20 protein-coding genes and 1 tRNA gene are annotated in these 23,921 nt (G+C 56.4%); 4 read left to right on the forward strand and 17 right to left on the reverse strand.

Going from position 1 to position 23,921, the window contains the following annotated elements:
- The 15 genes from IM284_RS15650 to nnr all read right to left on the reverse strand — a co-directional run.
- Window positions 1-220: DUF2170 family protein (locus IM284_RS15650; RefSeq protein ID WP_193055841.1), on the reverse strand; the 220-nt coding region annotated here is incomplete at its 3' end.
- A 123-nt stretch (window positions 221-343) separates the two neighbouring features.
- A complete protein-coding gene (rlmB, locus tag IM284_RS15655; RefSeq protein WP_047364106.1) occupies window positions 344-1,075 on the reverse strand; it encodes a 23S rRNA (guanosine(2251)-2'-O)-methyltransferase RlmB in 732 nt (243 codons plus the stop codon).
- Between the two features lie 65 nt (window positions 1,076-1,140).
- Window positions 1,141-3,582: a ribonuclease R gene (rnr, locus tag IM284_RS15660; protein ID WP_028015257.1), complete on the reverse strand. Its 2,442-nt coding sequence runs from the start codon at window positions 3,580-3,582 to the stop codon at window positions 1,141-1,143.
- A 38-nt stretch (window positions 3,583-3,620) separates the two neighbouring features.
- Window positions 3,621-4,046: a nitric oxide-sensing transcriptional repressor NsrR gene (gene nsrR, locus IM284_RS15665; protein ID WP_028015256.1), complete on the reverse strand. Its 426-nt coding sequence runs from the start codon at window positions 4,044-4,046 to the stop codon at window positions 3,621-3,623.
- Between the two features lie 192 nt (window positions 4,047-4,238).
- Entirely contained in the window at window positions 4,239-5,537 is a 1,299-nt protein-coding gene (locus IM284_RS15670; RefSeq protein ID WP_006178975.1) for an adenylosuccinate synthase, read from the reverse strand.
- Window positions 5,538-5,641: 104 nt separating this feature from the next.
- Window positions 5,642-5,839 (reverse strand): DUF2065 domain-containing protein, encoded by a 198-nt coding sequence (locus tag IM284_RS15675; protein WP_003855996.1) that lies wholly within the window; start codon window positions 5,837-5,839, stop codon window positions 5,642-5,644.
- Window positions 5,840-5,910: 71 nt separating this feature from the next.
- Window positions 5,911-6,915, reverse strand: a complete 1,005-nt coding sequence (gene hflC, locus IM284_RS15680; protein ID WP_028015255.1) for a protease modulator HflC — start codon at window positions 6,913-6,915, stop codon at window positions 5,911-5,913.
- Window positions 6,916-6,917: 2 nt separating this feature from the next.
- Entirely contained in the window at window positions 6,918-8,177 is a 1,260-nt protein-coding gene (gene hflK / locus IM284_RS15685) for an FtsH protease activity modulator HflK (protein ID WP_028015254.1), read from the reverse strand.
- 56 nt (window positions 8,178-8,233) lie between these two features.
- Entirely contained in the window at window positions 8,234-9,514 is a 1,281-nt protein-coding gene (gene hflX / locus IM284_RS15690) for a ribosome rescue GTPase HflX (RefSeq protein WP_023331851.1), read from the reverse strand.
- A gap of 73 nt (window positions 9,515-9,587) precedes the next feature.
- On the reverse strand, window positions 9,588-9,899 hold the full coding sequence (gene hfq, locus IM284_RS15695; RefSeq protein ID WP_013095287.1) for an RNA chaperone Hfq: 312 nt from the start codon (window positions 9,897-9,899) through the stop codon (window positions 9,588-9,590).
- Window positions 9,900-9,984: 85 nt separating this feature from the next.
- The gene (gene miaA / locus IM284_RS15700) at window positions 9,985-10,935 is read right to left on the reverse strand and encodes a tRNA (adenosine(37)-N6)-dimethylallyltransferase MiaA (RefSeq protein ID WP_028015253.1); all 951 of its coding nucleotides are present in this window, start codon (window positions 10,933-10,935) and stop codon (window positions 9,985-9,987) included.
- Window positions 10,928-12,772, reverse strand: a complete 1,845-nt coding sequence (mutL, locus tag IM284_RS15705) for a DNA mismatch repair endonuclease MutL (protein WP_193055842.1) — start codon at window positions 12,770-12,772, stop codon at window positions 10,928-10,930. The genes miaA and mutL overlap by 8 nt, the downstream gene beginning before the upstream one ends.
- Window positions 12,773-12,781: 9 nt before the next feature.
- On the reverse strand, window positions 12,782-14,116 hold the full coding sequence (amiB, locus tag IM284_RS15710) for an N-acetylmuramoyl-L-alanine amidase AmiB (protein ID WP_047366970.1): 1,335 nt from the start codon (window positions 14,114-14,116) through the stop codon (window positions 12,782-12,784).
- Between the two features lie 16 nt (window positions 14,117-14,132).
- Window positions 14,133-14,594: a tRNA (adenosine(37)-N6)-threonylcarbamoyltransferase complex ATPase subunit type 1 TsaE gene (gene tsaE / locus IM284_RS15715; RefSeq protein ID WP_028015250.1), complete on the reverse strand. Its 462-nt coding sequence runs from the start codon at window positions 14,592-14,594 to the stop codon at window positions 14,133-14,135.
- Window positions 14,587-16,110, reverse strand: a complete 1,524-nt coding sequence (gene nnr, locus IM284_RS15720) for a bifunctional ADP-dependent NAD(P)H-hydrate dehydratase/NAD(P)H-hydrate epimerase (protein WP_047366969.1) — start codon at window positions 16,108-16,110, stop codon at window positions 14,587-14,589. Before nnr ends, tsaE begins: the two co-directional genes overlap by 8 nt.
- Here nnr and queG point away from each other — a divergent pair.
- On the forward strand, window positions 16,109-17,248 hold the full coding sequence (gene queG, locus IM284_RS15725; protein WP_028015248.1) for a tRNA epoxyqueuosine(34) reductase QueG: 1,140 nt from the start codon (window positions 16,109-16,111) through the stop codon (window positions 17,246-17,248). The genes nnr and queG overlap by 2 nt on opposite strands.
- A 270-nt stretch (window positions 17,249-17,518) precedes the next feature.
- Here the strand turns inward: queG and IM284_RS15730 are convergent.
- Both IM284_RS15730 and orn read right to left on the reverse strand, forming a co-directional pair.
- Window positions 17,519-17,594: transfer RNA gene (locus IM284_RS15730), tRNA-Gly, on the reverse strand.
- A 196-nt stretch (window positions 17,595-17,790) separates the two neighbouring features.
- Window positions 17,791-18,336 carry an oligoribonuclease gene (orn, locus tag IM284_RS15735; RefSeq protein WP_028015247.1) on the reverse strand — a complete coding sequence of 182 codons (546 nt, stop codon included), beginning with the start codon at window positions 18,334-18,336 and terminating at the stop codon, window positions 17,791-17,793.
- A gap of 107 nt (window positions 18,337-18,443) precedes the next feature.
- On the opposite strand from orn, the gene rsgA reads away from it, so the two are divergent.
- The 3 genes from rsgA to mscM all read left to right on the forward strand — a co-directional run bounded on the left by rsgA (window position 18,444) and on the right by mscM (window position 23,905).
- Complete coding sequence (gene rsgA, locus IM284_RS15740; protein WP_032644955.1) at window positions 18,444-19,496, forward strand: small ribosomal subunit biogenesis GTPase RsgA; 1,053 nt, start codon at window positions 18,444-18,446, stop codon at window positions 19,494-19,496.
- A 97-nt stretch (window positions 19,497-19,593) separates the two neighbouring features.
- On the forward strand, window positions 19,594-20,562 hold the full coding sequence (gene asd / locus IM284_RS15745; RefSeq protein ID WP_047366968.1) for an archaetidylserine decarboxylase: 969 nt from the start codon (window positions 19,594-19,596) through the stop codon (window positions 20,560-20,562).
- A 19-nt stretch (window positions 20,563-20,581) separates the two neighbouring features.
- A complete protein-coding gene (gene mscM, locus IM284_RS15750) occupies window positions 20,582-23,905 on the forward strand; it encodes a miniconductance mechanosensitive channel MscM (protein ID WP_028015244.1) in 3,324 nt (1,107 codons plus the stop codon).
- Window positions 23,906-23,921: the final 16 nt, after the last annotated feature.

Below are 23,921 nucleotides of genomic sequence, written 5' to 3' on the forward strand. Positions count from 1 at the left end.
GTAATAAGAAGAGGTTGAAGTCAGCCTGGCGCTTAATGTCATTAACAGGACATATATAGGTTTCAATGATAACTTGCTGGGATGTAATAAAAATACTTAATGGCAAATCGCCATATTCATTCATTTTTATAATAAGTGCATCATTGTTATTTTTTAAATCAATATAAATATCGCGCCGGCGCGACAATTCATCGGCAAGCGATGAGAGAGACCATCTCATAATTTCATCCATGTGTTAGTTTTAAAGATATTTATAAAAGCCGAAATCACTTCGGTCGTTATATTACCAGCCAGGGCATAAAAAAAGCCACCCGAATTGGGTGGCTTTTTTACAGATTAATAATCAGCTACGCTGACGCACCGCTTCAAACAGGCAGATACCCGTTGCAACGGAAACGTTCAGAGACGACACGCTGCCCGCCATCGGGATACTGATCAGCTCGTCGCAGTGCTCGCGGGTCAGGCGACGCATGCCTTCACCTTCCGCCCCCATCACCAGCGCCAGACGGCCGGTCATTTTGCTCTGATACAGAGTATGATCCGCTTCGCCCGCGGTACCGACGATCCAGATATTCTCTTCCTGCAGCAGACGCATGGTGCGCGCCAGGTTGGTCACGCGGATCAGCGGAACGTTTTCCGCCGCGCCGCAGGCCACTTTCTTTGCCGTCGCGTTCAGTTGGGCAGAGCGATCTTTCGGTACGATCACCGCGTGCACGCCCGCCGCATCCGCGCTGCGCAGGCACGCGCCGAGGTTATGTGGATCGGTGACGCCATCGAGGATCAGGAAGAACGGATTCTCCAGCTCAGCAATCAGATCCGGCAGATCGTTTTCCTGATACTGACGGCCCGGCTTCACGCGGGCAATGATCCCCTGGTGCACCGCGCCTTCGCTTTTCTCATCCAGGAACTGGCGGTTCGCCAGCTGGATCACCACGCCCTGCGCTTCCAGCGCGTGGATCAGCGGCATCAGACGTTTGTCTTCACGACCTTTCAGAATAAACACTTCCTGAAAACGCTCCGGTGCGCGCTCGAGAAGGGCCTGCACCGCGTGGATGCCGTAAATCATTTCACTCATTGATGGTTCTCGTAATAAGTATTTCCCCTCTCCCGGTTGGGGAGAGGGTCAGGGTGAGGGGAGAATTATTCCGCCTGCTTTTTCTTGGCTGCGCGCTTCGCTTTTGTCGCGGCAGCGATTTTCTGCGTCTTCGCGGAAGGCTTTTTCGCTGAGCGAGCCTCTTTCTTCGCCGCCTTTGGCTTCTGTTTCTTCTCGCCGCGGAACGCGCTGTCCGGCTCGAAGTTCACCTTTTTGCCCGCCTGGCGACGTTTACCGCTCGCTTTGCCGTTTCCGCCTTTTTTCGCCCTTTCACGCTCGGTTTTACCGACGTTACGCGGCGCGCGCTCGCTGGAGATCAGGCTGAAGTCGATTTTACGGTCGTCCATATTCACGGCTTCGACCTTCACTTCCACGCGATCGCCCAGACGGTAGGTCTGGCCGCCGGATTCGCCAATCAGACGCTGGCCGACCTGGTCGAAGCGGTAGTAGTCGTTATCCAGGCTGGAGACGTGCACCAGACCGTCGATAAACAGCTCATCCAGACGAACGAAGAAACCAAAGCCGGTCACGCTGGCAATCACGCCCTTAAAGACGTTGCCCACCTGATCCAGCATAAAGTCACACTTCAGCCAGTCCGCCACGTCGCGCGTCGCTTCATCCGCACGGCGCTCGGTCATGGAACAGTGCTGACCCAGTTGCAGCACTTCGTCCATGGAGTAGTGATACCCACCGGTTTCAGTCGTGTTGCCTTTATGGCCCTGCTCGTGTGCCAGCAGATACTTGATCGCGCGGTGCAGTGACAGATCCGGATAGCGACGGATCGGCGAGGTAAAGTGCGCGTAAGACTGCAGCGCCAGGCCGAAGTGCCCCCGGTTTTCCGGATCGTAAATCGCCTGCTTCATGGAGCGCAGCAGCATTGTCTGCAGCATTTCTGCGTCAGGACGGTCGCTAATGGATTCCAGCAGTTCGGCGTAATCGCGTGGCTCAGGCTTATTACCGCCAGGCAGCTCCAGGCCGAGCTCAGCCAGCACGGAGCGGAACGACGTAATGGCTTCCGTGGTCGGCTTATCGTGAATACGGAACAGCGCAGGTTCTTTGGCTTTCTCAACGAAGCGTGCCGCCGAGATATTCGCCAGAATCATACACTCTTCGATCAGCTTGTGCGCATCGTTACGCTGGGTCTGTTCGATACGCTCAATGCGGCGCTCGGCGTTGAAGATAAACTTCGCTTCTTCGCTCTCAAAGGAGATCCCGCCGCGCTCTTCGCGCGCCTGCTCCAGCGTTTTGTAGAGGTTATGCAGCTCTTCAATGTGTTTAACCAGCGGTGCGTACTGCTCGCGAAGGTCCTGGTCGCCCTGCAGCATATGCCAGACCTTGGTATAGGTCAGACGCGCGTGCGAGCTCATTACCGCTTCGTAGAATTTGTAGCCCGTTAAGCGCCCTTTGGTGGAGATGGTCATCTCACATACCATACAGAGACGGTCAACCTGCGGGTTCAGGGAGCACAGGCCGTTGGAGAGCACTTCCGGCAGCATCGGTACCACCTGCGACGGGAAGTAGACCGACGTACCACGGCTGCGCGCTTCGTTATCCAGCGGCGTGTGCGGACGAACGTAATAGCTTACGTCAGCAATGGCCACCCACAGACGCCAGCCGCCGCCGCGTTTTTTCTCGCAGTACACGGCATCATCGAAGTCGCGGGCGTCTTCACCATCAATGGTGACCAGCGGCAGACTGCGGAGATCCACACGGCCCGCTTTGGACTCTTCCGGTACTTCTTCGCGCAGGTTTTCGATCTGCTCTTCGACCGCTTTCGGCCAGACGTACGGAATTTCATGGGTACGCAGCGCCATATCGACGGCCATGCCAGTGCCCATGTTATCGCCCAGCACTTCGACGATTTTACCGACCGCTTTGGTGCGACGGGTCGGACGCTGGGTGAGTTCAACCACCACCACAAAGCCCATACGCGCGCCCATCACCTCTTCAGGTGGGATCAGAATATCGAAGCTCAGACGGCTGTCGTCAGGCACCACGAAGCCTACGCCCGCATCGGTAAAGTAGCGGCCCACAATCTGGCTGGTTTTTGGCACCAGCACGCGAACCACGCGTGCTTCGCGGCGGCCTTTACGGTCTGCACCCAGCGGCTGCGCCAGGATCTGGTCGCCGTGGATGCACATTTTCATCTGTTCGGATGAGAGGTAAAGGTCGTCCTTACGGCCTTCCACGCGCAGGAAGCCAAAGCCATCGCGGTGACCAATGACGGTCCCTTTCAGCAGATCGAGGCGTTCCGGCAGCGCGTAGCACTGGCGGCGGGTAAAGACCAGTTGCCCGTCACGCTCCATCGCGCGCAGGCGGCGGCGAAGGGCTTCAATTTGCTCTTCACCTTCAATATTTAATTCAACGGCAAGTTCTTCACGATTGGCGGGTTTTTCGCGTTTTGTTAAGTGTTCAATGATGAACTCGCGGCTGGGGATAGGATTCGCGTATTTTTCGGCTTCGCGTTCCTGGAAAGGATCTTGTGACATGTCGGTTCCTCCGTTGTCAGCTCCGGTGGAAATTTTCTTCATTCCACCAGCAATAATTTATAAAGCGGTTGATTCTCTTCAACCAAATCGGCCAGCGTGTAGTTATCCAGTTCCTTGAGAAAACTTTGCACGGCCTTAGAAAGCGCCTGTTTCAGGCGGCAAGCGGGCGTAATGTGGCAGAACGCGCTGCTGCAGTTCACCAGAGACAAGGGCTCCAGCTCGCGTACCACATCCCCGATACGAATACTCTGTGCCGGTTTACCAAGACGGATCCCTCCATTCTTCCCGCGGACGGCAGCAACGTATCCGGCACGGCTAAGTTGATTGATTATTTTGACCATATGATTACGGGATACACCGTATACCTCTGTCACTTCAGAGATACTGGTCATCTTCCCTTCGGGTAACGACGCCATGTAAATCAGCGCGCGTAAGCCGTAATCGGTGAAACTTGTTAACTGCACATCAACCTCAGGAAAAAGGGAAAACGCGGTCAAACCGCAGAGATATTCATTAATGATGATAAACCAGCCAGATAGTTAGCGGCTAATTTATTTGACAGACGGGGCGAAAAAGCGGAGATCCAGGAGCGGTCGCCGGTTGGCGCTACGCTTATCCGGCCTACGGGTCTCCCCGCAGGCCAGCAGTCACGAAGATTATGCGTCGAACGGGTCGCGCAGGATCATCGTTTCAGTACGATCAGGGCCGGTAGAAATAATATCGATCGGCACTTCGGTCAGTTCTTCAATGCGCTTGATGTAATCCAGCGCCGCCTGCGGCAGGCCGCTACGCTCTTTCACACCGAAGGTGGTCTCAGACCAGCCCGGCATGGTTTCGTAGATTGGCTCAATGCCTTCCCAGTCGTCAGCAGCCAGCGGAGTGGTGGTCACTTCGCGGCCATCTGGCATACGGTAACCTACGCAGATTTTCACTTCTTTCAGGCCGTCCAGCACGTCCAGCTTGGTCAGGCAGAAGCCAGACAGGGAGTTGATCTGCACTGCGCGACGCACGGCAACCGCATCCAGCCAGCCGGTACGACGACGACGACCGGTGGTCGCGCCAAACTCGTTACCCTGCTTGCACAGGAACTCGCCGGTTTCATCAAACAGTTCGGTCGGGAATGGACCCGCACCCACGCGAGTGGAGTACGCTTTGATGATGCCCAGAACGTAATCCACATAACGTGGACCCAGGCCAGAGCCGGTCGCCACGCCACCCGCGGTGGTGTTAGAAGAAGTAACGTACGGATAGGTACCGTGGTCGATGTCCAGCAGCGTACCCTGCGCACCTTCGAACATGACGAAATCGCCACGCTTGCGCGCCTGGTCCAGCAGATCGGACACATCAACAACCATACCGGTCAGAATGTCTGCAATCGCCATGACGTCATCCAGCACTTTCTGGTAGTCAACAGCGTCAGCTTTGTAGAAGTTCACCAGCTGGAAGTTGTGATATTCCATCACTTCTTTCAGTTTTTCAGCGAAGGTCGCTTTGTCGAAGAGGTCACCGACGCGCAGACCGCGACGTGCAACTTTATCTTCGTAAGCCGGGCCGATACCACGACCGGTGGTGCCGATCGCTTTCGCGCCACGCGCTTTTTCACGCGCCACGTCCAGCGCCACGTGATAGTCCAGGATCAGTGGGCAGGCTTCGGAGAGCAGCAGACGCTCACGAACAGGGATACCACGGTCTTCCAGACCTTTCATCTCTTTCATCAGCGCAGCAGGAGACAGCACAACGCCGTTACCGATGATGCTGGTGACGTTTTCGCGAAGAATGCCTGATGGAATAAGATGGAGGACGGTTTTTTCACCGTTGATTACGAGAGTATGGCCTGCGTTGTGACCGCCCTGGTAGCGTACAACATATTTAGCCCGTTCAGTCAGAAGATCGACAATCTTCCCTTTACCTTCGTCACCCCATTGGGTGCCCAGTACGACGACGTTGTTACCCATTTTTTTCAAAATCACCGTTTGCTTAAAAATGGATTCTACCATCGCTTTTTCAGATATACAGCACTTTTTGACCTTAAAATACGCCAATTGCGGCTAGTTTTTGATCAGCCAATCGTTTTCCTCAACATGTAGTAGATAACGATACCGGCAACCACAAGACCACCGCCGAAACGACGCAAAATATTATCCGGTAGCTGGCTCATGGTCGCGATCATACGACGCCATGCGCGCGGATAGAGCATCGGGCCGAGACCTTCCAGCACCAGAACCAGGGCCAGCGCGAGCCAGATCGTTGAATTCATTTTTCATCCTTATAAAAGAAAACCACCGCTCCGTTGGGAGCGGTGGTTTGAATACTCAAACGAGCCTGAGTTTATCGCGTTGCGTTGGTCGGCGTCTTCATATAACGGAAGAAATCGCTGTCCGGGCTGAGCACCATCACGTCCTGGTTGCTCTTAAAGCTATTCTCGTAAGCGCGCAGGCTACGGATAAAGGCGTAGAAGTCTGGATCCTGGCTGAATGCATCGGCAAACAGCTTCGCCGCTTCCGCATCGCCTTCACCGCGCAGGATACGGCCCTGACGTTCAGATTCCGCCAGCGTCTTGGTCACTTCATAGTCCGCTGCCGCACGCAGTTTTTCAGCCTCTTCCTGACCCTGTGAACGGTGACGACGGGCTACCGCTTCACGCTCGGCGCGCATACGGTTGTAGATCGCCTCGGACACTTCCGCTGGCAGGTTGATCTGCTTGATACGCACGTCAACCACTTCGATACCCAGTGCCGCCATACTGTTCGGGTTGATCACCGGCACTTTACCGTTGGTTTCAGCCTGAACGCGTTCGGCCGCTTTAGCAATCGCGTCATCCGCTGCTGGCGTTGCCACTTCGTCTTCGGTGCCCGCTGTACCGGAGTTCAGCGCATCGCGCACTTCCAGGGTCAGACGACCGCGGGAGTCGGTCACGATGTCTTTCACATCAAGACGACCAATTTCAGAACGCAGACGGTCAGAGAACTTACGTTTCAGCAGCACTTCTGCCTGAGAAACGTCACCGCCGCCCGTTGCCAGGAAGTAACGGCTGAAATCGCTGATACGCCATTTGATGTAAGAATCAACGATCAGGTCTTTCTTCTCTTTGGTCACGAAACGGTCGGCCTGGTTATCCATGGTCTGGATACGCGCATCGAGCGTTTTCACAGACTGAATGAACGGCACCTTGAAGTGCAGGCCCGGCTCGTAAATCACCGGACGTTTGTCGCCATCACGCACGACGCTGCTGAACTGGAACTTGATCCCACGCTCGCCCTCTTTCACCACAAAGATCGAGGTATACAGCACGACCAGTACGATGACGATGATCGCAATAACTGACTTACGCATCCTTATTCCCCCTGACGCTGGTAGTCGTTACGCTGCGCGTTAGCACGGCGTTGGTCCATAATGTCACCATCGTTCGAAGAAGGCGTTGTGTTCGCGCTGGAGCTGCCTGATGAGGCTGGCGGCAGACGCAGCAGGTTGTTCGCTCCGCTGGTGTCTTTCGCTGCCGGTGCAGAACCGCCTTTCAGCATCTGATCCAGCGGCAGAACCATCAGGTTTCCGCCTTTGCTGTCGTTAACCAGCACTTTGCGGGTGTGGCTCAGCACTTTTTCCATAGTCTCGATATACAGACGCTCGCGGGTAATTTCCGGGGCGGCTTTGTATTCCGGCAGGATGCGCGCGAAGCGAGCCACTTCACCCTGAGCTTCCAGGATGGTCTGGGTCTTATACGCTCGCGCCTCTTCCAGAATACGCTGCGCCTGACCGTTAGCACGCGGCTGAACTTCGTTGGTGTACGCTTCTGCTTCGCGGATGTACTGCTGTTCGTTTTCACGGGCAGCAATCGCATCGTCAAACGCGGCCTTCACCTCTTCCGGCGGACGTGCAGCCTGGAAGTTGACGTCCAGCAGGGTGATACCCATGTTGTACGGACGAATCGTCTCTTCCAGCTCGCGCTGGGTATCGCTACGAATAACGGTACGACCTTCGGTCAGGATGCGGTCCATGGTGTATTTGCCGATCACACCACGCAGGGCGCTGTCGGTCGCCTGACGCAGGCTGTCATCGGCGCTGGTCACGCTAAACAGATAACGCTCAGGATCCGTCACGCGGTACTGCACGTTCATCTCAACGCGCACCACGTTTTCGTCCGAGGTCAGCATCACGCCAGAAGCGGCCAGTTCACGGACGGATTCCACGTTTACCGCAGTCACGTCGTCAATGAAGGTCGGTTTCCAGTTCAGGCCCGGCTCAACCAGGTGGCTGAACTTACCGAAACGGGTGACCACGCCGCGTTCTGCTTCTTTAATGGTGTAGAACCCGCTGGCAGCCCAGACGATCACCAGCCCGGCAGCAACGATGCCCACCAGGCGGCCACCTAATTGCGGGCGCGGTCCCTGGCTGGAACTGCCACCCGAGCCAGAACCTTTTCCTCCGCCAAGGCCACCAAGCTTTTTGCTCAGCTTGCGGAAGATATCATCCAGATCCGGCGGCCCCTGCTCGCGACCACCTTTGTTGCCATTTCCCCCAGAGTTGCCGCCTTGATTATTGCTGCTTCCCCACGGGTCGCGGTCTTGTCCGTTATTACCGGGCTGATTCCACGCCATGTATATGCTCCATATTTGTTATGCAAGGGCGAATTTTTCAGGCTTCCCCTTTCTGATCAGACGATATAGTCCGCCAGCGCAGGTTCTTGTTTACAGAGGCGACGCCAGTCAACGATCGGCATACGCACCTGCATCCCCACGCTGCCGTCATCCTCCATCCACTCTTTTTCTATCGCCTGAAGCTGATAAAACCGGCTGCGCAGCCTGCCTTCCTGTGGCGGCAGTCGCAGCGTGTGCTGAGCTACCTCACCGGAAAGACGTTCTGTCAAAGCCTGGAAAAGCAGTGGCACACCGATTCCGGCCTGAGCAGAAAGCCAGACCCGAATCGGTTTGTTTTCTTCATCACGGTCGATACGCGGTTCGAAATCCTCCAGCATATCGATCTTATTCATCACCAACAGGGTGGGAATTTCGTGGGCGTCAATTTCTTCCAGCACCACGTTCACCGCGTCGATGTTCTCCTGCACGCGTACGTCAGCCGCATCAATCACGTGCAGCAGCAGAGTCGCCTGACGCGTCTCCTGCAACGTCGCCTTAAACGCCGCCACCAGATCGTGCGGCAGATGGCGGATAAACCCTACGGTATCCGCCAGCACTGTTTCACCCACGTCTGCAACGTCAATGCGGCGCAGCGTCGGGTCCAGGGTCGCAAACAACTGGTCTGCGGCATACACCTGGGCCTCGGTTATCTGGTTAAACAGGGTGGATTTACCGGCGTTGGTATAGCCCACCAGCGACACCGTGGGGATGTCGGCTTTGGTTCGCGCCCGACGCCCCTGTTCACGCTGTTTCTCGACACGTTCCAGACGTGAGAGGATCTGGGTAATACGGCCACGCAGCAAACGGCGGTCGGTTTCGAGCTGGGTTTCACCCGGACCGCGCAAACCAATCCCGCCTTTTTGTCTTTCAAGGTGGGTCCAGCCACGCACCAGACGCGTCGCCAGATGGCGCAACTGCGCCAGCTCAACCTGCAGTTTCCCCTCGTGGGTACGGGCACGCTGAGCAAAAATGTCTAAAATCAATCCCGTGCGATCGATAACACGGCACTCGCAGAGAGCTTCCAGGTTGCGCTCCTGGGCTGGAGACAGCGCATGATCAAACAACACGACTGACGCGCCGGTTGCTTTTACGGCATCCGCAATTTCTACTGCTTTACCTTCACCAACAAAATACTTTGGGTGCGGCGCTTTACGGCTACCGGTAATCACCTGCATTGCTTCGACACCGGCGGAAGAGACCAGAGATTCAAACTCCTGGAGGTCTTCCATATCTTTGTCTTGCGAAAAATAGATGTGTACCAGCACCGCCTGCTCACCGGCATCATAACGGTCAAACAAGCGTAAACCTCTCTAAAAAGATCAGCGGGGAACGCAGGATCCCTGGCTCCCCGTGTGGATAACAGCTAAAACCTTATTCGGTCTCGTCGCTGTCCTGCGCAGGAGCAGAAGAACCCTGCGCGTTGCTGCCATGATGGTAGTTACTGCCTGTGCCGCCGCCAGCGTTATTGCTGTGATGAGAGACCGGACGGGACGGAACAACAGTAGAGATAGCGTGCTTGTAGACCATCTGGCTGACCGTGTTTTTCAACAGGATCACGAACTGATCGAAAGACTCAATCTGACCTTGCAGCTTAATACCATTCACCAAATAAATAGAAACTGGAACACGTTCCCGACGCAATGCGTTCAGGAACGGATCTTGTAAAGATTGCCCCTTAGCCATTCTATCTTTTCCTTATATGCTTGTTTTGTACTTAGAACCTTGCGATTCTGAAAAATTGCGCACGATACGTCTCAATTGTACACATTCAGTGGGCGATATCACCAACAACCTCAATCACATCGTTTAACGCCTGTTGCGGTTTTTCACTGTCTAACCAGTGAACCCCCTCCCAACCGCGCAACCAGGTGATCTGGCGCTTCGCTAACTGTCTCGTGGCGCAAACACCTCGATAAACCATTTCATCGTATGAAATCTCACCTTCAAGATACGACCACATCTGGCGGTATCCCACACAACGAACGGAAGGCATATCCGTATGCAAATCTCCACGGGCAAATAGCGCCCGCACTTCTGCTTCAAAATCTGAAGCCAACATCTGATGAAAACGCTGCTCAATTCGTTGATGGAGCAGTTCACGGCTCGCCGGGGCGATGGCGAACTGATGCACCTGATACGGCAGAGCGTCTCCTGACGTTTGCGTCAGTTCCGTTAAAGTTTTACCCGAAATGAAAAAAACTTCCAGTGCCCGGGAAAGCCTTTGCGGATCGTTTGGATGGATTCGCGCCGCCGCAACCGGGTCAATCTCTGCCAGTTGCTTATGCAATGCGTCCCACCCCTGCTCTGCCGCCTGCTGCTCAATCTTTGCTCTGATTTCAGGATCTGCAGAAGGTAAGGGTGATAAACCTTCGAGCAGCGCCTTGAAGTAGAGCATGGTTCCGCCAACCAACAGCGGTATACGCCCCGCCGCCGTTATCTCGGCCATCTCAGCTAAGGCATCCCGGCGGAAATCCGCTGCGGAGTAAGCCTCTGCCGGGTCGAGTATATCCAGCAAACGGTGCGGTGCCGCACGCAGTTCGTCTGCGCCGGGCTTCGCCGTGCCGATGTCCATCCCTCGATAGATGAGGGCGGAATCAACGCTAATCAACTCTACAGGCAAAACTTTACGTAACTCAATGGCTAACGCTGTTTTGCCAGAGGCCGTTGGGCCCATTAAAAAAATCGCCTTTGGCAGGCTCGCCTTGCTTACGTCAGTCATGTTTCAGGGCGGTCATCGCCGTTTTTAAATCAACAGGTTGTAATAACCCACCCGGCGGCGCTTTCACCAACTGTGGGCAGAGGCGTTCCACCTCCGCCAGCAGGGTAATCGCCTGCGCCATACTCCACGGTGAATGTTCGCTGGCCAGATGGCGGGCGATCCACTGCGCGGTGTTGGCAGCCTCCAACGTTGTTTGCTGCGCCAGGTAGCCTATCAGTTCAGGAATCAAGTTTTGTAAATTTTGTTGGCGTAAGGGTAAAGGCACTGCGCGAATTGTCACATGTTGTGGTTCGAGCACAATTTCAATGCCCATTTGCGCCAGCTGGGCCTCTGCACGCTGCAATACCCTTGTTTCTTCAGCGGATATTTTCAGGCGAACCGGGATCAATAACGGCTGCGCACAGGCCGCATGTTCCCCCGGCGTCAGTTGCGCCTGCTTGAGCCAGCGTTCGGCAACCGGCAGCGCCAGAAGCAGCAGTTTGCCGTCGCGCTCAAGCAGGGCCATATCCGGTGCGATAATCGTCAGCACCCGGCCAAAACTCTGGCTATGGCCTTCAAGGGAAGGTGTCGCCACCGAAACGTGCTCTTTGCGCTCGACTGCGGGCGTTTCCAGCAGTTTACGGTACAGCGTCCCCTGCTGCTTCTGATAGCCGGGCTGAGCGTTCGGGTAGTTCACGCCCGTCGGACGCGGCGCGGCTCCTGCAGAGGAGAAACGCGGGGCGTCTAGTTCACGCGCGACGGCAGGCTCCGCAAAATGGTTGCGGCCCGCAGCAACACGGTTTTCCGGAATGGGGCGCGGTGCGGAGTCTTCTTTTTCCAGCGGCAGCGTGGGTTCAAGCTGCTGTTGCAGCACGCTCAGCACGCCCTGGTAGATAAAATCATGCACCAGACGCGACTGATGGAACCGTACTTCATGCTTGGCAGGATGGACGTTGACATCCACCTGATGCGGGTCGATCTCCAGATAAAGCACAAAGGCCGGTTGCTGATCGGCCCCGAGCTTGTCTTCGCAGGCCTGGCGAATGGCGTGGTTAATGAGGCGGTCGCGCATCATGCGGCCGTTCACGTAGCAATACTGAATTTCAGAATACGCCGCGCTACTGGCGTTCGGATCGGCCACCCAGCCGCGTAAAGCCAGATCGCCGTGCTGCCACTCGATAGCCAACGCCTGCTCCAGGAACGGCGTCCCGCAGATAGCGCCTAACCGTCGCTCTTTCTGACCACCTTCAGCCACCGCGCGGTACTGGCGCATCACCTTGCCGTTATGGCTGAGGTTGATGGTGACGTCGAAACGGGCGAGCGCAATTCGGCGGATGATCTCGTCGATATGGCCGAACTCGGTTTTTTCGGTACGCATAAACTTGCGGCGGGCGGGAGTATTGTAGAACAGGTCCAGAACTTCCAGCGTAGTACCGACAGGGTGCGCCGCGGGTTTGACCGTGACGTCCATATCCCGCCCTTCAGCGTAGGCCTGCCAGGCTTCCTGCTGTTCAGCGGTGCGGGAGGTCAGCGTTAAACGAGAAACCGAGCTGATACTGGCCAGCGCTTCGCCGCGAAAACCGAGGCTGATAATCGCTTCCAGGTCATCCAGAGAGGCAATTTTACTGGTGGCATGACGCGCCAGCGCCAGCGCCAGCTCCTCTTTTTTGATGCCGCAGCCGTTGTCGCGAATGCGGATAAGCTTTGCGCCGCCGCGTTCGATATCAATATCAATGCGGGTGGCGCCCGCATCGAGGCTATTTTCAACCAGCTCCTTCACCACCGACGCAGGGCGTTCCACCACCTCACCGGCGGCGATTTGGTTCGCGAGCTGCGGCGGCAGAACCTGAATCGGCATGAATTCTCCTTAATTTGTGGCGGTCAACCCACCCGGCTGCGCGGCGCTGGCCGTCTGGGCTGCTCCGCCCTGCGGCGCGGACTGCAGAGGATGCGCCTCAAAATATTTACGTAAACCGTTATAAATCGCTTCGGCAATTTGCTGCTGATAGCTGTCGCTGCCCAGCAGGCGCTCTTCACTGTTATTGCTGATAAAGCCCGTCTCTACCAGAATTGACGGAATATCCGGCGAGCGCAGAACGCCCAGGCTCGCATGTTCAGGGCGGCGCTTATGCAATGCCCCGATGCCCTGCAACTGGTTCAATACGTTAGTGGCGACATCATACCCGACGCGCTGAGAATGACCGAACTGTAAATCCAGCACCGCCTGGCTGAGGTATGGGTCAGACTGGCTGTTTGCCAGCACATCACCCGCGCCGCCTAACAGTTCAGACTGTTTCTCATGCTCTTCCAGCCAGTTGGCCATTTCGCTGTTTGCCCGGCGGTTCGACAGGACCCATACCGAGGCGCCCGTCGCGTTACGGTTCGGTGCGGCATCCGCGTGAATGGAGACCAGGAAATTGGCGTTTTGCTTACGCGCCACGTCTGAGCGGCCCATCACAGAGATAAAATAGTCGCCGTCGCGGGTTAGTACGCCTTTAAACATCGGATCATCGTTTAACAGCGTCCGCAGCTTGCGGGCCACCGCAATAGTGACATTTTTCTCTCGCGTGCCGCCCGGGCCAATCGCTCCAGGATCCTGTCCACCGTGCCCGGCATCAATGGCGATAATCACTTTGTCACCGCTGACCGTACGCCGTGCGCTGACCGCCGGACGCGTTACCGTGTTACTGCTGGTTGCCGCGGTGATGCGATCGTTCTGCGATTTAAACGGATTACGCGCAGGTTCCGGTGGGCGAGGCGTATACACCGGCTCTTCCACGCGTTTCGCGACAACCGGTGGCGGCGGAGGCGGCGGAACATCGGCATTGATGGTGAAGACCACCGTATAGTTCGCCCCGTTTTGCTGCTTCACCGCCTTCGTTTTGCCCTTTTCGGTCAGATCGACCACCAGGCGCAGTGACTGGCTGTCCTGAGGGGTACCCGAGCGGATACTTTTCACCAGGTTGTTACCGCTGAACCGCAGCGGTAGCCCCTGGATCACGCCTGTCTGTTTGATATCCAGCGCCACGCTGTGGCTGTCTGGCTGTGAAAACGCGTATTCAGGGTCGCCCATAAAGCTGAACGTAATCCGCGCCTGGCTTTCGCCGTTTGACACCTGAATATCCGAAAGGCTTGCCGCCCCGGCCTGCGCGCACAGCAGCACCGTCGCAGCCAACACCCAACCTTTAACGCGACTAATCATCCCGTCATCCCTACTCTTAACCGGCGAGACGCGCCAGTAAGGAACACCCTGATGAGGAAACCGCACTGATGCGAGCCTCACGCCCTTGAGCCTGGTAATCTAAGTGAATTTCGACATCCGGGTCAGGCAGCACACCCGCACCTTGTTGCGGCCACTCCACCAGGCAGATGGCGTCGTTGGCAAAATAATCACGGATCCCCATAAATTCCAGCTCCTCAGGATCCGCAAGGCGGTATAAATCAAAGTGGTACACCATAAGATTGTCGAGGGTGTACGGCTCGACCAGCGTGTAGGTAGGGCTTTTCACGTTCCCGTTATGCCCTAACGCCTGCAAAAAACCCCGGCTGAAGGTGGTTTTACCCGCACCTAAATCGCCATACAGATAAATGACGGTTGCCCCCTGACAGGCCTGCGCCACGCGCTTGCCGAGATCTAAAGTGGCTTGTTCATCAGGTAAAGGAATCGCTCGATTAGTCATTTTCTACGTCAATCACATCCGGGTTAACAACACGCCGCAGCGTGCAAAAAAGATCGGTGGCCAGCATACCGCGTGTCCCCTCCCGCGCAGCAAGCCTGTCAGCTGCCGCGCCGTGGGCCACGCAGCCCGCACAGGCTGCATCATAAAGGGGAAGTTTCTGTCCAAGCAATGCGCCGATGATGCCTGAAAGCACATCGCCCATACCGCCGCTCGCCATGCCCGCATTTCCGGCATCAATAATGCCCTGCGTCTCGTCACTGGCGACAACGGTGCCTGCCCCTTTCAAAACGGCAACACCTCCGTAACGTTTTACCAGACGCTGAGCAGAAAGTAAGCGATCGCTTTCAATTTCTGCCACGCTGCAGTTAAGCAGGCGCGCGGCTTCGCCGGGGTGTGGCGTCAGAATGCGATTGTGACGCTTATCCGGATTTATTGCCAGAAGGTTAAGCGCGTCGGCATCCCACAGCATCGGTTTACGAAAATTCTCGACCTTTTGCAGGGCCTGTTTACCCCATGTCTGTTGCCCAAGCCCGGGACCAATAACCACCACATCCGCCCATTCGAGGCTTTCTTCCAGCGTCTGGGGCGTAAGCTCATGGACCATCAGTTCCGGTCGGGCTGTGATGATTGGCGCAATATTTTCAATGCGAGTGAGTACTCGCACTAACCCGGCACCGCTGCGAAGTGCCGCCTCACCGGTCATGCGAACCGCTCCTGCCGTACCGCGATCGCCACCAATAATCACCAGCCTGCCGTTGTCGCCCTTGTGAGACGTTGGGCGGCGCGGTGGAAGCCACTCTTTTAGCTGCGAGGAATCAAAGCGCGACAGGAGCGTTTCCTGTCCAACGAGCCAGCTCTCCAGCCCCAGCGCGTTATGGTGCAATACGCCGACCACATCCCGCGCTTTTCCGGTTAACAGGCCCGGCTTCAGGGCGATAAAGGTCACGGTGTTCGCAGCCTGAATAACGGCGCCAGGCGTCGCGCCGGTCTGCGCGATCAGGCCCGACGGAATATCCAGCGCGACGACCGGCGCAGGGTACCCGTTAGCGTGTTCAATAAGCGCGGCAATGTTTTCGCGAGGCGCGCTGCGTAGCCCTGTCCCCAGCAGACCATCAACAATCAGATCAACATCTTCCGGCCAGACGATATCAGGAGCATGAATCACGCCGCCTGCGTTCAGCCATGCCTCCCGCGCCGCGCAGGCCTCTTCCGGCAGGGGCTTATCACTCTCCAGCGCCAGCAGGGTAACGCGGAGACCGGCTGCAACGGCAAGACGCGCAACGACGTAACCGTCGCCGCCGTTATTGCCGTGCCCGCACAAAATCAGCCAGTGAGTGGACTGCGTGTACGCGCTGCGGGCAACGTTAAACGCCGCCTCTCCCGCGCGCTGCATCAGTTCATAAAGGGTAATGCCGAGACTGTCTGCGGCCTCTTTTTCGGCGCGCCGGAGGTCATCCGCATGCCAGATGGAATGTGGTATACTTGCGGGGTTTTTCTTCACCGTATGGTCCGTCATGTCACAGCCCCTCGATCTCAATGAATTAGCGCAAAAAATAAAACAGTGGGGTGCTGAGCTTGGCTTCCAGAAGGTAGGCATTACCGATACCGACCTCTCTGCCAGCGAGCCAAAACTGCAGGCCTGGCTGGACAAACAATACCACGGCGAAATGGAGTGGATGGCGCGTCACGGCATGATGCGCGCCCGTCCACATGAACTTTTACCGGGTACACTACGCGTCATCAGCGTGCGCATGAACTACCTGCCTGCCAACGCGGCCTTTGCGCGCACGCTAAAAAATCCCTCCCTGGGTTACGTCAGCCGGTACGCTCTGGGACGTGATTACCATAAGCTTCTGCGTAACCGCTTAAAAAAACTCGGAGAAACCATTCAGCAGCACTGTGATTCGCTGAATTTTAGACCCTTTGTCGATTCCGCGCCTGTTCTTGAGCGCCCGATCGCCGAAAAAGCCGGACTTGGCTGGACAGGTAAGCACTCACTTATCCTGAGCCGCGACGCCGGATCGTTCTTCTTCCTCGGTGAGCTGCTGATTGATTTACCCCTGCCGGTAGATGGCCCGGTGGAGGAAGGCTGTGGCCGCTGCGTGGCCTGCATGACCATCTGCCCGACGGGTGCCATCGTTGAGCCTTACACCGTTGATGCCCGCCGCTGCATCTCCTATCTCACGATAGAGCTTGAAGGGGCGATCCCGGAAGAATTCCGACCGCTTATCGGCAACCGCATCTACGGCTGCGACGACTGCCAGCTGATTTGCCCGTGGAACCGCTATTCACAGTTGACGGACGAAGAGGACTTCAGCCCGCGTAAAGCGCTGCATGCGCCACAGCTTATTGAGCTGTTCGCCTGGACCGAAGCCTGGTTCCTGAAGGTGACGGAAGGTTCCGCTATTCGCCGTATCGGCCACCTGCGCTGGCTGCGAAACGTGGCCGTCGCGCTGGGCAATGCCCCGTGGGATGAAGCGAATATTCAGGCGCTCGAAAGCCGTAGAGGTGAGCACCCACTTCTTGATGAACACATAGAATGGGCGATTGCGCAGCAAATCGAGAAGCGAAATGCCTGCGTGGTCGAGGTGCAGCTTCCTAAGAAACAGCGGCTGGTTAGGGTGATTGAAAAAGGGCTTACGCGGGATGCGTGATATATTCACAGCCTGTGAATAAAAATAAAAACTCAAGCGCCATCTGGACTTGAGAAGAGGTCAAGTGATCTCAATAACATTTTGAAATGAAATTTTATCCACTTAATACAGTGACTTGGGAAGATATTATTCACCCTGCTAACTTTCTGTACGGTTTGGGTAAAGCGCGAATTCTGTGGATAACTCTGTTTACAAGAGTATTTCAGATGCAATAGAAAACGTCCCCAGCGCGTCTTTTCGCTGTGGATATTTTAGAGATGAAGAAGAATTTGGAGCGGGAAACGAGACTCGAACTCGCGACCCCGACCTTGGCAAGGTCGTGCTCTACCAACTGAGCTATTCCCGCAAATCTGTACTGCTTTTGTTGCTGTCGTAACGTGTAATTCTCTGTCGTTACGGGAGGCGCATTATACGAGAAATCCTTTTAGCTGCAACCCCCCTTAAAGTGATTTTTTCGAAATTCAGTTCAAGTGCTTATTTAATCGGCAAGCTGAACAATTTAACGACAAAAACCCGGCCACGCAAGGTGCCGGATCTCAAAATCACAGCTTAATAAAGTTTTCGCGGTAGTACGCGAGTTCCGCCACGGACTCGCGGATATCGTCCATCGCCTGGTGCGTACCCTGTTTTTTAAAGCCGTCCAGAATTTCAGGCTTCCAGCGGCGCGCCAGCTCTTTCAGGGTGCTCACGTCCAGATAGCGGTAATGGAAGTAAGACTCCAGCTCCGGCATGTACTTAAACAGGAAACGGCGATCCTGGCCGATGCTGTTCCCGCAGATCGGCGATTTACCCGCTGGTACCCACTGCTTCAGAAATTCGAGCGTCGCCAGTTCCGCCTCGCGATCGCCCAGCGTGCTCGCCTTCACGCGCTCGACAAGACCGCTGCCGGTGTGGGTACGCACGTTCCACTCATCCATCAGCGCAAGCTGGTCGTCGGACTGATGCACCGCAATCGTTGGCCCTTCGGCAAGGATATTCAGGTTGGCATCGGTCACCAGAGTTGCAATCTCAATAATGCGATCGCGCTCGGGATCCAGCCCGGTCATTTCGAGATCGATCCAAATCAGGTTGTTTTCATCCGCGCTCATGTTATTTTCCACCCTTCTCGCATAACCGGCAGTAGCAGGTTAACTAGTATTAATTAGAGTGTATCATAGAGGTTTTGCCCCTTACGGGCGACCAGGAGCCAGTGCGATTGAGTAAAAATAAACTCTCCAAAGGGCAGCAGCGCCGCGTGAATGCCAATCATCAGCGCCGTCTTAAAACCACTTCGGAGAAGGTCGATTACGACGACAACCTGTTTGGCGAACCAACGGAAGGCGTAGTCATCAGCCGTTTCGGTATGCACGCCGACGTGGAATCCGCTGATGGCGAAATCCACCGCTGTAACATTCGCCGGACCATTCGTTCTCTGGTGACCGGCGACCGCGTCGTCTGGCGACCGGGTAAAGAGGCGGCAGAGGGCGTTACGGTAAAAGGTATCGTTGAAGCGGTCCATGAGCGTACGTCCGTGTTAACCCGTCCCGATTTTTACGACGGGGTGAAGCCGATTGCCGCCAACATTAACCAGATTGTCATCGTATCGGCGATTTTGCCCGAACTTTCGCTCAATATTATCGACCGATACCTTGTCGCCTGTGAAACGCTGCAGGTTGAACCGATTATCGTGCTGAACAAAATCGATCTGCTGGATGACGAAGGCATGGCTTTCGTTAATGAGCAGATGGATATCTACCGCAAGATTGGCTACCGCGTTCTGATGGTGTCCAGCTACACCAAAGACGGACTGAAACCGCTGGAAGAGGCGCTTACCGATCGCATCAGCATCTTTGCGGGTCAGTCCGGCGTGGGGAAATCGAGCCTGCTAAACAACCTTCTCGGCCTCCAGCAGGAAATCCTCACTAACGATGTGTCTGACGTCTCGGGTCTGGGCCAACACACCACCACCGCATCACGCCTGTATCACTTCCCGCACGGTGGCGATGTGATCGACTCACCGGGCGTGCGTGAATTCGGTTTATGGCATCTTGAGCCGGAACAAATCTTTAATGGATTTGTCGAATTCCATGATTATTTAGGCGCTTGCAAATACCGCGACTGCAAACACGATAACGATCCAGGCTGCGCTATCCGCGAAGCGGTTGAGAAAGGTGAAATCGCGGAGACCCGCTTCGAGAATTACCACCGCATTCTTGAGAGCATGGATCAGGTAAAAACGCGTAAAAACTTTTCTGATTCTGATAACTGACAACTAAGCTAAGCATCGCTAAAATCGTCCCCTTTTTTCAGGTTCCGGCGGCTTACTGCCGGATCAGGAACGACAAAACAATGGCCTGGAGGCTACCTTGTTAAACGCATTTAAACTTTCGCTTCAATACATTCTGCCAAAACTGTGGCTCACTCGCCTGGCGGGCTGGGGCGCAAGCAAACGCGCGGGCTGGCTGACCAAACTGGTCATCGACCTTTTCGTTAAGTATTACAAGGTCGACATGAAAGAAGCGCAGAAGCCGGACACCGCCAGCTACCGCACGTTCAACGAGTTTTTCGTGCGCCCGCTCCGCGACGAAGTGCGCCCGCTGAACACCGACCCTAACGTCCTGGTGATGCCAGCAGACGGCGTGATCAGCCAGTTGGGTAACATCGAAGACGACAAAATACTGCAGGCGAAGGGCCACAACTACAGCCTGGAAGCGCTGCTGGCGGGCAATTACCTGATGGCGGACCTGTTCCGCAACGGCACCTTTGCCACCACCTATCTGTCACCGCGCGACTACCACCGCGTACACATGCCGTGTAACGGTATCCTGCGTGAGATGATCTACGTGCCGGGCGATCTGTTCTCCGTGAATCACCTGACCGCGCAAAACGTACCGAACCTGTTTGCCCGTAACGAACGCGTCATCTGCCTGTTCGATACTGAGTTCGGCCCTATGGCGCAGATTCTGGTGGGCGCGACCATTGTCGGCAGCATCGAAACCGTCTGGGCTGGCACCATTACCCCGCCGCGTGAAGGCGTGATCAAGCGCTGGACGTGGCCTGCCGGTGAAGAAGAAGGCTCTGTCGCCCTGCTGAAAGGCCAGGAAATGGGTCGCTTCAAGCTGGGCTCTACCGTCATCAACCTGTTTGCGCCGGGCAAAGTGAAGCTGGCTGAGCAGCTCGAAAGCCTGTCGGTCACCAAACTGGGTCAGCCGCTGGCGGTCTCTACCGAAACCTTCGTGATGCCGGATGCAGAACCTGCTCCGCTGCCGCAAGAAGAGATCGACGCCGAGCACGACGCCAGCCCGCTGGTTGACGACAAAAAAGACGAAGGCTAACAACAGAAGGATCGCTGACGTGCGCCCGATTATCGTTCTACTGATGGCCTGGTGCCTCAGCATGGGGGCGTACGCAGCGACAGCCCCCGACGCCAAACAGATAACCCAGGAGCTGGAGCAGGCGAAAGCGGCTAAACCCGCTCAGCCAGAGACCGTTGAGTCACTCCAGTCCGCACTGAACGCGCTTGAAGAGCGGAAAGGCTCGCTTGAGCGCGCTCAGCAGTATCAGCAGGTTATCGACAACTTCCCTAAACTCTCGCAAACGCTGCGCGCGCAACTCGCTAATCTGCGCGATGAGCCGCGCGAAGTGCCGGAAGGCATGACCACCGACGCCCTGAATCAGGAAATCCTGCAGGTCAGCAGCCAGCTCCTGGAAAAGAGCCGCCAGGCTCAGCAGGAGCAGGAGCGAGCGCGTGAAATTGCCGACTCCCTCAGCCAGCTTCCGCAGCAGCAAACCGACGCCCGCCGCCAGCTTAACGACGTTGAGCGCCGCGTGGGTACGCAAAGCGGCAACACGCCGCAGGCTCAGGCGCAAAATCTGGGTCTGCAGGCGGAATCTGCCCGTCTGAAGGCCCTTGTGGATGAGCTGGAGCTGGCGCAGCTTTCCGCCAACAACCGCCAGGAGCTGGCGCGGATGCGCTCTGAACTCGCTCAGAAGCAGAGCGAGCAGCTGGATGCGTACCTTCAGGCCCTGCGTAATTTGCTTAACAGCCAGCGCCAGCGCGAAGCCGAGCGAGCGCTTGAAAGCACCGAGCTGCTGGCGGAAAACAGCGCCAATCTGCCGGAAGGTATCGTCGATCAGTTTAAGGTCAACCGCGAGCTTTCTGCCGCCCTGAATCAGCAGGCGCAGCGTATGGATCTGGTTGCCTCCCAGCAGCGTCAGGCGACGAATCAAACCCTGCAGGTGCGCCAGGCGCTCAACACCCTGCGCGAGCAGTCCCAGTGGCTCGGGTCATCAAACCTGCTGGGCGAAGCGTTACGCGCCCAGGTCGCGCGCCTGCCGGAAATGCCGAAACCGCAGCAGCTGGATACCGAGATGGCCCAGCTGCGCGTGCAGCGACTGCACTTTGAAGATCTTCTCAATAAGCAGCCGCAAATACGCCAGATCCGTCAGGCTGACGGACAACCTCTGACCAGCGAGCAAAACCGTATTCTGGAAGCCCAGTTGCGCACCCAGCGCGAACTGCTGAACTCCCTGCTGCAGGGCGGGGATACGCTGATTCTGGAACTGACTAAGCTCAAGGTCTCTAACAGCCAGCTGGAAGACGCGCTGAAAGAGGTGAACGAGGCTACGCACCGTTATCTCTTCTGGACATCCGACGTACGTCCAATGACCTTCTCGTGGCCAATTGAGATCGTTCAGGATCTGCGCCGCCTGATTTCCCTCGACACCTTTAGCCAGCTCGGACAGGCCAGCGTGATGATGCTGACCAGTAAAGAGACGATTTTCCCGCTGCTGGGCGCGTTGGTTCTGGTGGGCTTCAGCATTTATTCGCGCAGACATTTCACCCGCTTCCTGGAGCGTTCCAGCGCGCGGGTGGGGAAAGTCACTCAGGATCACTTCTGGCTAACGCTGCGCACCGTGTTCTGGTCGATTCTCGTCGCCTCTCCGCTACCGGTGCTGTGGATGACGCTTGGCTATGGCCTGCGGGAAGCCTGGCCCTATCCGCTCGCGGTCGCCATTGGCGATGGCGTCACCGCCACGGTACCGTTGCTGTGGGTGGTGATGATTTGCGCGACGTTCGCGCGGCCTAACGGCCTGTTCATCGCCCACTTTGGCTGGCCTCGTAATCGCGTGGCGCGCGCCATGCGCTATTACCTGATGAGCATCGGGCTGATTGTGCCGCTGATAATGGCGCTGATCATGTTTGATAATCTCAACGACCGGGAATTCTCAGGCTCGCTGGGCCGCCTCTGCTTTATGCTGATCTGCGGCGCGCTGGCCATCGTCACGCTCAGCCTGAAACGCGCGGGGATACCGCTCTATCTGGATAAATCCGGCAGCGGCGACAACATGTTCAACCGGCTGCTCTGGAACCTGCTGCTGAGCGCTCCTCTGATTGCGATGCTGGCAGCGGCGGTAGGTTACCTGGCAACCTCGCAGGCGCTGCTGGCGCGACTGGAAACGTCGGTGGCGATCTGGTTCCTGCTGCTGGTGGTGTATCACGTGATCCGGCGCGGGATGCTGATCCAGCGCCGCCGTCTGGCCTTTGACCGCGCCAAGCACCGCCGGGCAGAGATCCTCGCTCAGCGTGCCCGTGGCGAGGAAGAGCCAACCCATGTCAACAGCACGGAAGGCACGATGGATGCGGACGAGGTCGAACTGGATCTGGATGCCATCAGTACCCAGTCTCTGCGCCTGGTGCGCTCCCTCCTGATGCTGATTGCCCTTCTGTCGGTGATCTTCCTGTGGTCGGAAATTCACTCCGCGTTTGGCTTCCTGGAGAACATCTCTCTGTGGGACGTGACGTCCACGGTGCAGGGCGTTGAAAGCCTGGAGCCGATTACCTTAGGCGCGGTGCTGATTGCCATTCTGGTGCTGATCATCACCACCCAGCTGGTGCGTAACTTCCCGGCTCTGCTGGAGCTGGCGCTGCTGCAGCATCTGGATTTAACCCCCGGCACGGGATACGCCATTACGACCATTACGAAATACCTGATACTGCTGTTTGGCGGAATGGTCGGGTTCTCAATGATTGGTATTGAGTGGTCTAAACTGCAGTGGCTGGTGGCCGCGCTGACGTTTGGCCTTGGCTTTGGCATGCAGGAGATTTTCGCTAACTTTGTATCCGGCCTGATCATCCTGTTTGAAAAGCCGATTCGCATTGGCGATACGGTGACGATCCGCGATCTGACCGGGAGCGTAACGAAGATCAACACCCGCGCTACCACTATCAGCGACTGGGACCGTAAAGAGATCATCGTGCCGAACAAGGCATTTATTACCGAGCAGTTTATCAACTGGTCCCTGTCGGACTCCGTCACGCGCGTGGTGCTGACGGTACCGGCGCCGTCGGATGCCAACAGTGAAGAGGTCACGCAGATCCTCTACACCGCCGCTGAACGCTGTACGCTGGTGCTCGATAACCCTGCGCCGGAAGTATTCCTGGTTGATTTACAGCAGGGGATCCAGATTTTCGAGTTGCGTATCTACGCCGCCGAAATGGGACACCGCATGCCGCTGCGCCATGAGATCCACCAGCTCATTCTGGCGGGCTTCCGCGAGCATGGTATTGATATGCCGTTCCCACCGTTCCAGATGCGTCTGGAAAGCATGGACGGACGCAAGATGGGTAAAACGCTCACGTCGGCGGCAAGATCGCGCCCGGCGGGAAGTCTGTAATCGTTCTCCCCTCCCT

It is taken from the genome of Enterobacter cloacae complex sp. P12RS (genome assembly GCF_014895875.1).
In the GTDB taxonomy this organism is placed as follows: Bacteria; Pseudomonadota; Gammaproteobacteria; order Enterobacterales; family Enterobacteriaceae; genus Enterobacter; species Enterobacter bugandensis.

Coding starts and splice junctions, on each gene's coding strand:
- rlmB (WP_047364106.1), bottom strand. CDS start 1,075: ATGAGTGAAATGATTTACGGCATCCACGCGGTGCAGGCCCTTCTCGAG.
- rnr (WP_028015257.1), bottom strand. CDS start 3,582: ATGTCACAAGATCCTTTCCAGGAACGCGAAGCCGAAAAATACGCGAAT.
- IM284_RS15670 (WP_006178975.1), bottom strand. CDS start 5,537: ATGGGTAACAACGTCGTCGTACTGGGCACCCAATGGGGTGACGAAGGT.
- IM284_RS15675 (WP_003855996.1), bottom strand. CDS start 5,839: ATGAATTCAACGATCTGGCTCGCGCTGGCCCTGGTTCTGGTGCTGGAA.
- hflC (WP_028015255.1), bottom strand. CDS start 6,915: ATGCGTAAGTCAGTTATTGCGATCATCGTCATCGTACTGGTCGTGCTG.
- hflK (WP_028015254.1), bottom strand. CDS start 8,177: ATGGCGTGGAATCAGCCCGGTAATAACGGACAAGACCGCGACCCGTGG.
- hfq (WP_013095287.1), bottom strand. CDS start 9,899: ATGGCTAAGGGGCAATCTTTACAAGATCCGTTCCTGAACGCATTGCGT.
- miaA (WP_028015253.1), bottom strand. CDS start 10,935: ATGACTGACGTAAGCAAGGCGAGCCTGCCAAAGGCGATTTTTTTAATG.
- mutL (WP_193055842.1), bottom strand. CDS start 12,772: ATGCCGATTCAGGTTCTGCCGCCGCAGCTCGCGAACCAAATCGCCGCC.
- amiB (WP_047366970.1), bottom strand. CDS start 14,116: ATGATTAGTCGCGTTAAAGGTTGGGTGTTGGCTGCGACGGTGCTGCTG.
- tsaE (WP_028015250.1), bottom strand. CDS start 14,594: ATGACTAATCGAGCGATTCCTTTACCTGATGAACAAGCCACTTTAGAT.
- queG (WP_028015248.1), top strand. CDS start 16,109: ATGTCACAGCCCCTCGATCTCAATGAATTAGCGCAAAAAATAAAACAG.
- nnr (WP_047366969.1), bottom strand. CDS start 16,110: ATGACGGACCATACGGTGAAGAAAAACCCCGCAAGTATACCACATTCC.
- orn (WP_028015247.1), bottom strand. CDS start 18,336: ATGAGCGCGGATGAAAACAACCTGATTTGGATCGATCTCGAAATGACC.